General features: G+C 37.0%; 7 protein-coding genes and 1 tRNA gene. 4 read left to right on the top strand and 4 right to left on the bottom strand.

The annotated features are described in order from the left end of the window. From P20429_RS19360 to P20429_RS12315, 4 genes are all read right to left on the bottom strand, one after another. A partial coding sequence (locus P20429_RS19360; protein WP_033026598.1) for an Ig-like domain-containing protein occupies nucleotides 1-3,125 on the bottom strand: 3,125 nt, incomplete at its 3' end. 39 nt (nucleotides 3,126-3,164) lie between these two features. Further along, on the bottom strand, nucleotides 3,165-4,286 hold the full coding sequence (locus tag P20429_RS12305; protein ID WP_007582324.1) for a FecR domain-containing protein: 1,122 nt from the start codon (nucleotides 4,284-4,286) through the stop codon (nucleotides 3,165-3,167). A gap of 12 nt (nucleotides 4,287-4,298) precedes the next feature. Next, nucleotides 4,299-5,624: a surface lipoprotein assembly modifier gene (locus P20429_RS12310; RefSeq protein ID WP_007582323.1), complete on the bottom strand. Its 1,326-nt coding sequence runs from the start codon at nucleotides 5,622-5,624 to the stop codon at nucleotides 4,299-4,301. Nucleotides 5,625-6,101: 477 nt separating this feature from the next. After that, nucleotides 6,102-6,177, bottom strand: a tRNA-His gene (locus P20429_RS12315). Between the two features lie 285 nt (nucleotides 6,178-6,462). Between P20429_RS12315 and P20429_RS12320 the strand changes: the two genes are divergently transcribed. From P20429_RS12320 to P20429_RS12335, 4 genes are all read left to right on the top strand, one after another. Further along, the gene (locus P20429_RS12320; protein ID WP_007582322.1) at nucleotides 6,463-7,281 is read left to right on the top strand and encodes a mechanosensitive ion channel family protein; all 819 of its coding nucleotides are present in this window, start codon (nucleotides 6,463-6,465) and stop codon (nucleotides 7,279-7,281) included. A 185-nt stretch (nucleotides 7,282-7,466) separates the two neighbouring features. Continuing rightward, entirely contained in the window at nucleotides 7,467-8,249 is a 783-nt protein-coding gene (locus tag P20429_RS12325) for a YdiY family protein (RefSeq protein ID WP_007582317.1), read from the top strand. 122 nt (nucleotides 8,250-8,371) lie between these two features. After that, on the top strand, nucleotides 8,372-11,050 hold the full coding sequence (locus P20429_RS12330) for an SLBB domain-containing protein (RefSeq protein WP_007582316.1): 2,679 nt from the start codon (nucleotides 8,372-8,374) through the stop codon (nucleotides 11,048-11,050). 114 nt (nucleotides 11,051-11,164) lie between these two features. Further along, nucleotides 11,165-12,133 carry a Wzz/FepE/Etk N-terminal domain-containing protein gene (locus tag P20429_RS12335; protein WP_007582313.1) on the top strand — a complete coding sequence of 323 codons (969 nt, stop codon included), beginning with the start codon at nucleotides 11,165-11,167 and terminating at the stop codon, nucleotides 12,131-12,133. Nucleotides 12,134-12,185 lie beyond the last annotated feature (52 nt).

Raw genomic sequence — 12,185 nt, 5'->3', positions numbered from 1 at the left:
GCAGTTATAGTAATAGTGACCGTGGTATTATCTGTTCCGCCATTATTATCAGTAACGGTATAAGTAACTATTGCTAAGCCATTGCTGTCGGCCGCCGGTGTATATTGAATTTGATTGCCAACCACTGAGACCGAGCCAATATCTGCCGAGGCTGCACTGATAGTGAGGCTATCGCCATCCACATCTGAGTCATTGGCTAATACGTTTATTAGTATTGGCGCTGCATCTTCAGCCATGGTAGCCGAATCGGCGTTTGCTATTGGAGCATCGTTTACGGGAGTAATAGTGATAGTTAACGTTGTTGTACTGGCACCACCGCTGCTATCGCTTACAGTATAAGTAACTGTTGCTACACCGTTGTCGTTGGCTGCCGGTGTATATTGAATTTGATTGCCAACCACTGCGACTGAACCAGTATTTGCCGAGGCAGCACTGATAGTGAGGCTATCACCATCCACGTCAGAGTCATTTGCCAATACGTTTATTAGTATTGGCGCTGCATCTTCATCTACTGTCGCTGAGTCTGCGTTTGCAATAGGAGTATCGTTTACAGGAGTAATAATTATTGTTAAGTTTGTAGTTGCAGTACCGCCGTTACCATCACTTATTATGTAGCTAATAATTGCGGCTCCATTTGCATTATCAGCAGGAGTGTATTGAATTTTATTATCAACAACAGATGCAGAACCTATATCTGCGGTAGCAGCTGTTATTGAAAGAGTATCGCCATCAATGTCGGAATCGTTAGCTAGTACGTTAACTAATAACGCAGGAGCATCTTCGTTCATCGTTGCTGAATCAGTATTTGCAGTAGGGGCATCATTAACGGATGTAACGGTAATCGTCACACTTGCTGTTCTGTCGTTTATGCCTTCATTACCAATGCTATAGCCATCCGTAATGGTGTAAGTTAGTACTATCTCACCTGAAAAGTTTGCTGGTGGAGTAAACTGTATTTTTCCGGCGACAATAGTCGCTTCTCCAGCAATATTTTCTATGTTCGAAATACTAATCGTATCGCCATCTGCATCAGTGTCGTTAGCTAGCACGTCTAATAAAGATGCAGAGCTGTCTTCGTCTAACGTAAATTGATCGTTATTGGCTTCTGGAAAAGTATTAACGCCGCTTTCACTTAATGTTACTTGAGCTGTAGCAGTTAAGCCCTGCTCATTTGAAATTGAATAGGTAAAGCTATCTACACCAATAAAACCTGAGTCTGGTTGATAAGTAAACGAGCCATCAGCATTTAATGTAAGTTCGCCATTTTGAGTTGTATTAATTGCCGTAGTATTAACCGATAAATCGCCAGCCTCAATATTAAAGTCGTTAATTAACAAGCCATTTTGTACTGTTACTTCAAATAGTTTATTTTTACTAAATTGATAGGCATCATTTTGTGCGACAGGGCTATCGGGTTCGCTGTTTATTACTAAAGTTACTGTGGCTGTAGAGGTTGCACCTAATGAGTCGATAGCTTGATATCGAAATTGATCAACACCATTAAAATTAGCATCTGGCACATAACTAAAGCTGCCATCAATTGCTAATAATAGTTGGCCATGTGTTGGTGCCACAATAAATGTTTCATCAACTGAAAAACTGTCATTATTTGGGTCAGTATCGTTACTAAGCACACCATTGGCTGCTGTAACCACAAGTGTTTCATCTTCGCTTAAACTATAGCTATCATTTTTTGTTACAGGGGCTACGTTAGTGTTTGAGCTTACAATAGTTACATTTGCAATAGCCTGAGCACCTTGTGCATCAACAACTCTATACTGAAAGCTGTCCTCACCTTGCATGTTCTGCTCGCCTTGGTATTCAAAGCTACCATTATCAAAAAGGGTTAATTGTCCTCTTGTCGGTTCGCTAACAGGCGTTGTATCAACAGTTAAGCCATCTAAATCAATATCGCTATCGTTAATAAGTAAGCCAGGCGATAGGACAACTAAGGTTCCATTGTTTGTAATGTTATAAGTATTATCAAGCGCAATAGGAGCGTCGTTAACAGCTAAAATGGTTATCTCTACAACTGCGGTATCTGTCATACCTAGCTCGTTAGCAACTTGATAGCTAAAGGCATCTTCACCATTAAAGTTTGCAATAGGGATATAAGTAAAATCCCCATTTTCATTTATATCAATGGTGCCATGCTGCGGTAGAATTAATGCATCTGCATTTACACGTAAATCGCCACTGTATTGATTCGTATCATTTGTTAGAACGTTGCCTTGCAGGGTTTGATCTTCATTTATCTGAAACTGATCGGCATTAGCTTCTGGTGCAAATGCAAGCTCTCCACCCACTGGTGCTATGTTTATTATATTAGCAAAGCCACTTTCACCACTGCCATCAATACCGGTAATAAGTACTTGATAACTTTTATCTGTAAGTGACTCGGTAATGCTTAATGCAGTATCTTGAATACTTAAAAATTGTTGCCCGTTTTCTAATTCATTAATATTAGTAGATGAAACTCCAGTTTGAGTTGCAATATAAACGTTATAACGATTAAGTTCGGGGTTAGCTTGCCACGAAAGATTAATATTATCTTCGTCTCGCTGAGCTGTAACACCTTCAATTTGATATGGTTGCCAGTTAAAAGTAATTGCATCAGCAAGGACTTGATTATTTAAAGTGTCAGTTATCCATATTTCTAGGCGTATCTCTCCTGGAGTTACGCCATAAAGCGCAGGGCTGAGGCCTATAATTGATTTTTCGTAGTCAAAACCACAATCAGAAGAACACAGTGATATGCTTTTATTGACACTAGGGAGCACTAAATTAACTTCAGCAATGCCATCAGTATCCGAAGCTTCAAGTAAAAAAGAAACGTTGCCTTGCACAGTTTCGTTTGTTTGTGAAAAAACAATATTAGCGCGTGTATTAGCTATGCTTGATCCAACAACACCTCTACTTGAAGTGACAGCACCTAAAACTTTTGTATTTTTGGTTTGATTGCTCGCTATAACACCAGCCAAATTTATATAGCTAGTCACCGTTGGCGTTACTACTTCAGCCGTAGGTGATTGTATTGTCTCTTGAGCAGGGCTTTCTTCTGAGCCTCCACAGGCACTTAACAAAAACACCATAGAACCAAGCAAAAATATATTTTTTGCTGTCATTTTAAATACTCCATAATAAAAGCTTTGTATCCAATGTGTTTATGGTTCTAATTTAAAAGAACCGCTAGCATTTACATCAGGATTATTTATTTCGTTAAGATTAAAGTTGCCAGTAATGTTGTCTAAGTCATTCAAAAATATTGCATCAACATCGCCCTCGGCTTTATTGTTGCCATGGGATGCAAATGTAACGGCTAAGTCAAGTTCGCTTAAATTTATTAAACCGCTGTAAGCCGCATACCAATTTCCGCCCGCGTCATTAAAACTAATTTCGCCATCAGGTACCGTGCCATTATCAAAATCAACGGCCATAGTCATAGCAAAGTCAGTAACAGCACCCACACTCGAATTTACATTAAAGCTTGATGCTTCATAGTTAAACACACCTTGGCGCTGAGCTATTTGATCGACTAAAGATGCGCTGCTAACTGTTTGAAATTGTTGTTCAGAATATATATCCATAGTATCTGTATCTGCTTCAAAAGCATTTACTTCAACTTCAGTTACAGATGCTTGTTCAGTCTCTTCTTCGTTGTCATCTTTAGGGTCGATCGTTACTATATTTTGATCAAACACACGTGCCGCACGCGTCGTTTTTAATACTTCACCAGAGGCTGTAATTTGTGCAAACGAAAATGCCTCGTTATCACCCAAAGAAACCACGCTATTATTTTCTAAAGTTAAATCTATTGCGCCATCCCATACAGCTAAAAACACATTGCCTTCAACGAGCTGAACTTCAAAATGTGTTCCCCGTATACCAATAGAGCCAACGGGGGTTTTTACATTATAAGAGCCGCCATTTTTTTTAATCACACCCGAAATAGAGCGTAAACCACCTTTAAGTAACTCAATAGAAGCAGAACCTTGTTGGGTATTATCATCAAATTCGTAGTTAGCAATATTTAGTTCTGAATTTTCTTTTAAAGCGATTAAACCACCATCCGACATTGAAAATTGCGCTTTGCTTTTCTCTCCGGTCGTAATGCGATCTACACCAAAAACGGTATCTCTGCGCTGCAACTGCCGTTGTTGTTCAGAGCTTCCATCAACCGCTAGTACAGAGCCTCGCGCTAAAATAGTTTTACCAGCAGGATCATTTGCTTGTGTATAAAAACTTACACAAAGTAAAGTGGTAATTACAGGGAGTAAATGTTTCATAAATACCTTAAATTAAAATGAGTAAGAAGCGCTTAAATTGATATCTAAACGGTCATATTCGAATAAAGAAATATTACTGGATTTATCTTGATAGTTGGCAGCCAACTGTATTGCTAAATCACGATTAACTAAATAGCGAACAGTGGTTGAGAGCATAAAGAGGTTATCGGCACGTTCTTGTAAAAATAAAGGGTGATCATCTTTATAATTAATCCATTGGTATCCAGCAAGAGATAACAACTGCCAATGCTGGGCCAGCTGAGTGTTTGCTTGGTAGTACAAACTCGTAATATTACGGCTATTAAATTCACCTTCAGTAATATCGGCTTCTTCATTTTTAGCGTTAACACTTAAACTTTGAAACCATTGCTTAGTTGCATAGCTAGCTCCTGCGTTTATTGCATAAAACGAATTATTGAGCTTTTCATCAAATCTATTATTTAAAACCCCCGCAGTCGCAGAGCTAAATAAATTAACTTGTTTATTCAGCTTATAACTAGCACCTGCTGTTAAAGCTGATTCAGTACGATAAAGATCGCCATCAAGCATTAATGGAGTCGTCGATACTTGTGCAAACCAACTTATGTCATTTTGTTTATATTGATAGGCAGCATTAATATGCGCATTTATACGATCGTATTGGCTGAGTTCTGCAAACTTGTACCACCCGGTATTAACACTCAAAGTGATTAAACTTTTTTGATCTATGGGGTGAGAGTACTTTCCTCTGTAATTTAGTCGCGCATAGTTGTCTTGCGTACTTTTACTTTCTGACGATAATAAAAATTCACCAATATTAGGAATTATAATCGTATTTTCTGCCGTACCCGCATTTACGTTGCCATCAACGCCAAGTGCAAGCTCAATATTTTGCTTATAAGAACGCCCAGCTTCTTGCTTTTTAAGTGTGGTTGTATCAAGTAACGACTGTGCCAAAGACTTTATGTTATTAGGTGTGTTAGGTGAGTTAATCAGTATTAAAGCTTGAGTATCGGCAGCAGGTAAATTATTAACGGTTAAATAAGCACGAACTAAGTACAAGCGAGCTTCATACCATCTAGGGTTGTTTTCAACCACGCGTTCAAAAGCAAATACAGCAGGTGCCGCATTTCCTGTTTTAAGCGCAGAAACCCCAAGTAAAAAATCATAAACAGGCTCACCTAAGTATTGAAATTCACTGTTACTTTTTTCGTAAGCCTGAGTATATTTCTTTTCAGAAACTAATTTTTGCAGTTCAATCAATAGATTATCATATTCATCATTGCTTTGAGCCAATGAGCTAAAACTTATTAAGGTCAAATAACTACATAGTAAATTTCTTAAAAGCTGTTTAATCATGCTTAATTTTATATCCCATAGGAAGTTTGATGTTTTGTAATAAAGTGATGTTATGCCAATCTGCTTATATGTGGGGTCTATTTAACGTTAAGGAAATTACGCTATAACTAGGCGAAAGTTTTTGTATCTAGTTGTTCTAAATAAAAATTTTTAACAACGTTATAGTGCAATTTAATTCGTTAAGTTGCTCAAATATTTATGCAGGTTGGTATTAGTACTAGAAATCTAGCACTTTTTGTACTTAAGTACAGCCAATGTAATCACATTGGTTAAATAAATGTTATTTAATTACAGGCTAAATACTTGCTTAATCAATCTTCAAGTTAAACTAATTAAAAGGGAGAGGTTGCTGATAAACTAATTTAGCTTAAAATATTAATTTGGGTAACAAAGCTTAGGTATGCTGTATAGAATATTAAAAAAGATAATTTAGGGGAATTATTAAAATATAAATAAGGGGATTACTAGGAGAAAAAGTGGGGCGATTGACGGGGCTTGAACCCGCGACAACCGGAATCACAATCCGGGGCTCTACCAACTGAGCTACAACCGCCACTACACACACCTTGTTTGGTGTGGCGCGCATAATACATAAAATAATAAATCTTGTGAAGTCTAAAAGTGAAATAAATTAAAATAATTTAAATACACAAATTTAATCAGTAGTTGGACAGTTAGTATTTACGGGGATTAGGTAACATATTTGTCGCATAACCTTCGCGAAAAATCGAATACAGGCGACTTTAATAGTATTAATTCATTATTCTATGAGAATAAATTGTAAATTAATGTATAATAATGCTCGGAAAACGCTTAATAAAAAACATTTGGAGTAAATATGGATTCAGTACTTAATTGGCTTAACGATAACTCAGGCCTAATCTTACACTACGGTATACAAGCTGTTGTTGCGCTTGTTATCTTCTTACTTGGTAGTCGTATCGCTAAGTTTTGTTCTAACTTAACTGAAAAAGGTTTTGCTAAAAAGAAAGTAGATAAAGCTGTAGGGTCGTTTGTTTCAAGCATTGTGTACACACTTGTATTTGCTGTTACTATTTTAATGGCACTTTCGCAAATTGGTATTGAAACAACTTCGTTCATTGCTATTTTAGGTGCTGCAGGCTTAGCTGTTGGCTTAGCATTACAAGGTTCATTATCTAACTTCGCATCAGGCGTACTTATTATTTTACTTCGCCCATTCAAGTCTGGTGACTTTGTTGAAGCAGGTAATAAAATGGGTACTGTTAAGAAAATCGAAATATTCTCAACTGAACTTCGTACTCCAGATAATAAAGTAATCATCGTACCAAACTCTCAAATAATGTCAGGCGCTATTACTAACTTCTCGCGTGAGTCTACTCGCCGTATCGATTTAGTTATTGGTGTTAGTTACGATGCTGATTTACGTCAAGCAAAAGAAGTATTAAAATCTGTATTAGATGCAGAAACACGCATACTTAAAGACCCAGCCTATACAGTAGCTGTATCTGAGCTAGGTGATTCTAGCGTAAACTTTGTTGTTCGCCCTTGGGTTAACGCTGCTGATTACTGGCCTACTTACTGGTCATTAATGGAAAATATTAAAATTGCATTAGATGATGCAAATATTGCAATCCCATTTCCACAAATGGATGTTCATTTACACAAGCAAGACTAATTTTAAATAGTTATTTAATTAAAGTTATATTAATTGTTGTAGTGATAAAATGGCTATTAGACATAAAAATTTCATGCAGTATTTGCTGCATGAAATTTTTTACATTATTACTTAGCTGTTTAGCTTGCTCTAACAAGTAATGCTTTAATAAAATAGATATACATTTATACAAAGGTTATTTTTTAATGAAATTAAAGCTTTTATCAGTTTTAGTTGCAGCATCTGCTGCAACAAATGCATTCGCTGCAGACGCAGATCAAAAAACGTGGGAAGTTACCAGTGAGCTTGGTGCTATTATCACAAGTGGTAATACAGAAACGACCACACTCAAAGGTGGTATTAAAGTACAGCACAACCTTGAACACTGGAACAACGAATACAAACTAGACGGCATCTACAAAGAAGATGAAGTTGAAGATGCGAATGGCGACAAAAATAAACAGCGCACAAATGAAAAGTACTCGATTTCAGCGCAAGGTAATTACAAATTAAATGAAGATCATTCTCATCTATTCATTTATGGTTCACACGTTTCAGATTATTTTGGAGCATATAGAAGTGAGTCAGTAATTTCTGCTGGTTACGGTTTACGTTTATTAAACGAAAAAACAATGTGGTTAAGTGCCGAAGTTGGTCCTGGTTATAAATATTTTGAATACCCAGATGACAGCACTGAAATAGATGATAACGGTAACTCTCTTGCTGGCGAGTTTGAAGGCGAAGTAATTGCCTTAGGTAAATTAGATTACAACTGGCAAATTTCTGAGAGTGCACGTTTTACTCAATTAGTTGCTGTAGAGTATGGTGATACAAACACTAAAACTCGTTCAGAAACTGCATTGCTTGCAAAAATAAACGGCTCATTACAAATGAAAGTCGCTTTTAATGTCACTAACAACTCAGATGTTGCTGACGACAAAGAAAGCACTGACACAGAAACATCATTCACACTGGTTTACAGTTTTTAACCAATGTAACTAAGTTAATGACATTAAAGTGACAAAAGGGACGAAAGTCCCTTTTTTATTTGCTCAAAATTAATGTATTATAGCCACCAATTTTGGTTGTAGACCTAGGGATATACCTACTCGTGAAAGTTTTTACACAATTTATTAGTGCTTTTATTCTACTTTGTAGTTTTAGTACTTTGGCTTTTACGCCAACAGCATCTCAAATTGAGCAATTTAAAAAGCTGCCAAAAGCTCAGCAAGAAGCCCTAGCAAAACAGTATGGTGTTGATGTTTCAACAATCACCGGTACAAACCAATCTAATAATCAAAATAATACTGAGCAACAAAACAGTATTGGTGAGCGCGCAGAGCCAGAAAAAGAAAAGCTAACAGATGAAGAGCGCTTCAAACCAAAAGCAGACGAATTAAAACCATATGGTTATGAGTTGTTTGCAGGTGAACCCACTACATTTATGCCAAGCGAAAATGCCGCAGTATCCGATACGTACATTGTAGGCCCTGGCGATCAGTTAAAAATTAACTTTTACGGAAAAGAAAGCGAAAGTTTTGAAGTCATAGTTGACCGTGAAGGACGTATTAGTATTCCTGATCTAAGCCCTGTAGAAGTTGCAGGTTTAACCTTTGCTGAAATTAAAGAACTAATAAAAGTAAAAGTAGAGCAAGAAGTTATTGGCGTAAAAGCTTTTGTATCGCTTGGTCAACTTCGTAGCATGCGTATTTTAGTGCTAGGTGAGGCTTACAAGCCGGGTAGCTACAGTGTTTCTTCATTAACAACTGTTTCGCACGCATTATTTGTAAGTGGTGGTGTGTCTGACATTGCCTCTCTTCGTAATATTCAAGTTAAACGCGCAGGCAACGTAGTTGCAAATTTTGACCTTTACGACTTACTTATTAATGGTGATAGCAGTAACGATATCGTATTAAAGCCGGGCGATGCTGTATTTATTCCATCAGTTGGCGCTCAAGTAAGAGTTGAAGGTGCGGTTAAACGCCCAGCTATCTTTGAACTTAAAAAAGGTGAGTCTGCTAAGCAGTTATTAGCAATGGCCGGAGGCCTTAAACCAAATGCATATGCCAAAAGCGCAATTGTAGAGCGCTTTAACTTCGATCGTAAAGAAGTGCTATCGGTAGATTTTTCAAAATCGCAAATTAACTATATTCCACAAGATGGCGACCGTATTCGCTTTAATTCAGTTAGCTCGCAATATCAAAACTCAGTTAGCTTAATTGGTGCTGTAGCGCGCCCAGGCAATTATCAGTGGCATCAAGGCAAGCGCATTTCAGATGTACTTAAATCAGTACGTGGTGATTTATTACCGCAAGCCGATTTAAGCTATGGACTCGTAATCCGCGAAATAAATATAAACGGCGATATAGAAGCACACCAATTCGACGTTGCTCAAGCGATTATTAAAAACCCTGAAAATAACTTACAACTTCAAGCTAATGACAAGATAGTTGTATTTAGTCGTTTTGAAGAAAAAGAATTAGAGCAATCAACTCTAGCAAATATGGCTCTTAGTCAAGAGCAACAAAAGCAGCAACAAAAAGCAGAGCAATGGCATAAGTTTGAACAAAAAGAGTTCGAAAAATACATTGGCGTTAATCAAGAAGACGAAGAACTTGTTCTTGAAGACAATAAAATACTCACTATTGCTGAAATTTCTAAGCGCAAAGCAAAAAAAGAAGAAGACCAAGAACTCAAACCTGAAGATTACGCGTTATTTAGCCGCCATAATTTATTAGCGCCAATTATTGCTAAATTTAAGCAGCAAGCATCAGTGCAGCAAGCTATGCAATTAGTTGAGATTAGCGGAAACGTTACTTATCCTGGTATTTATCCACTAATGATTGGTGGTGAGGTAAGTGATTTAATAACAGCAGCCGGTGGTTTGCTGGAGTCTGCCTACGTAAAACAAGCTGAAATTACACGTATTGTAGCCAGCGATGGTTCTAAGATCGAACACTTACGATTTGATCTTGAAAGCGCCCTGAAAGGCGACCTTCAAAGTAATATTACATTACAAAGTAAAGACAGCATAAACGTATTCGCTATTCCAAATTGGCAAGAAAACGTAAAAGTAGAATTAAAAGGCGAGCTTAAATTCCCTGGTACCTACACTATACGCCGTGGTGAAACGCTAACTGAATTACTTGAACGCGCGGGGGGGTTTTCAAATTTTGCAGAGCAAAAAGCAGCTGTATTTACCCGTACGTCGATTAAAGAGCAAGAGGAAAAGCAGTTAGCACGTTTATCTACAGAGCTTCGCCGTGATATAGCTTCTAAGAGCTTCCAAAACTCTGTAAGCAGTAGCACACTTTCGTATGAAGAAATGAACAAGCTGTTAAACGACCTCGCGAGTGTTGAAGCCGTAGGCCGTTTAGTAATTGACTTGCCGTTAATTGTAAATAATCAACAAAACTTAGTATTACAAGATGGTGATACACTTTATGTACCAAGCAAGCGCGATTCAATTAGCATAATTGGTGAAGTTAACTACTCTACATCACATCTATATAAAACAGGGGTTAGTGTTGATGATTATATTGCGCTAAGTGGTGGCCTTAAAGAGCGTGCAGCTGAAGACAGAATTTACATTATTAAAGCCAATGGCTCTGTAAAAATACCAAATACAGGTGGCTGGTTCGCAGCAAATAATGCTGATCAGTTAGAACCAGGCGACACAATAGTAATACCAATGGATGCAGGGCATATGGATAAGCTAACGCTTTGGAGTACTGCAACGCAGATTATGTACCAACTAGGTGTAGCGGTTGCTGCTATTAGCGGTATTTAATAAAAAGCAAGTTTTTCCTAACAGCTTAAGCAGAATGAAAGTATTTCTAGCTTAAGTTTGTATTAGCGCTATTAAAATTATTTTAATAGCTGATAGCAAAAATATGAGATGTAAATGGATAATAACTCAAATAATCATACAGATAAAAATAAGCCTATGATTGCTGATGACGAAATCGACTTAAGAGAACTGCTTACTGCTATTTGGCAAGGGAAATGGATTATTATTGTAATAACCATTTTATTTGCAGTGACGTCTGTTTTTTATGCGATTAATCAGCCTAACATTTATAAATCAGAAGCTTTATTAGCACCTGCAGAGCAAGAGCAGCAGGGAGGACTAGGAGCATTAGCTGGTCAGTTTGGCGGTTTGGCTAGTTTAGCAGGTGTTAGTTTAGGTAGCGGTGGTGTAGATAAAACTCAGATGGCACTTGAAGTGTTGCAATCGCGTAAATTTACCAGCGAGTTTATTAAAAAATATAATATATTGCCTGACTTAATGGCCGCAAAATCGTGGAATAGTCAAAATAACACAATAAATTATAACAGAGACCTTTATTTAAAAAGTGACGCTAAATGGGTTCGTGAAGTTGAACCCCCTTTTAAGGCTGAACCTTCAATGCAAGAAGCTTACAAAGAGTTTACAAAAGTACTTTCTACAAATGCAAATAAAGAAAATGGTATGGTGACTATTTCAGTAGAGCATGTATCACCATATATTGCAGAGCAATGGGTAAATTGGCTAATACAAGAAATAAACTCAACTATGAAACAGCGCGATGTAGTCGAAGCAAATAAAAGTACTAGTTTCTTAATGTCACAAATACAACAAACCAAAATTGCTGATATTCGTGCTGTACTTTATAAATTAGTAGAAGAGCAAACAAAAACTATTATGTTCGCTAATGTACGAGATGAATATGTTTTCAAAACAATTGATCCAGCTATAGTGCCAGAGAAAAAGTTTAAACCGAAAAGAGCTTTGATTTGTTTGGTAGGGGTTATATTAGGTTTTTTTATTAGCTGTGTCTTTGTCTTAGTGAGATATTTTATTAAACAGGGAAATAGTAAACCTATAAAATAAGTCAGATTAGGTTAAAACTATAAATAAATTTTAAATAAACATTACTTTAGAT

Source organism: Pseudoalteromonas sp. BSi20429, assembly GCF_000238895.1.
Classification (GTDB): Bacteria; Pseudomonadota; Gammaproteobacteria; order Enterobacterales; family Alteromonadaceae; genus Pseudoalteromonas; species Pseudoalteromonas arctica.
This window is presented reverse-complemented; position numbering and strand designations above follow the sequence as displayed.

Excerpts from the sequence above, each read along its gene's own strand:
- P20429_RS12310 (WP_007582323.1), bottom strand. The coding sequence starts at position 5,624 with ATGATTAAACAGCTTTTAAGAAATTTACTATGTAGTTATTTGACCTTA.
- P20429_RS12325 (WP_007582317.1), top strand. The coding sequence starts at position 7,467 with ATGAAATTAAAGCTTTTATCAGTTTTAGTTGCAGCATCTGCTGCAACA.
- P20429_RS12305 (WP_007582324.1), bottom strand. The coding sequence starts at position 4,286 with ATGAAACATTTACTCCCTGTAATTACCACTTTACTTTGTGTAAGTTTT.
- P20429_RS12335 (WP_007582313.1), top strand. The coding sequence starts at position 11,165 with ATGGATAATAACTCAAATAATCATACAGATAAAAATAAGCCTATGATT.
- P20429_RS12320 (WP_007582322.1), top strand. The coding sequence starts at position 6,463 with ATGGATTCAGTACTTAATTGGCTTAACGATAACTCAGGCCTAATCTTA.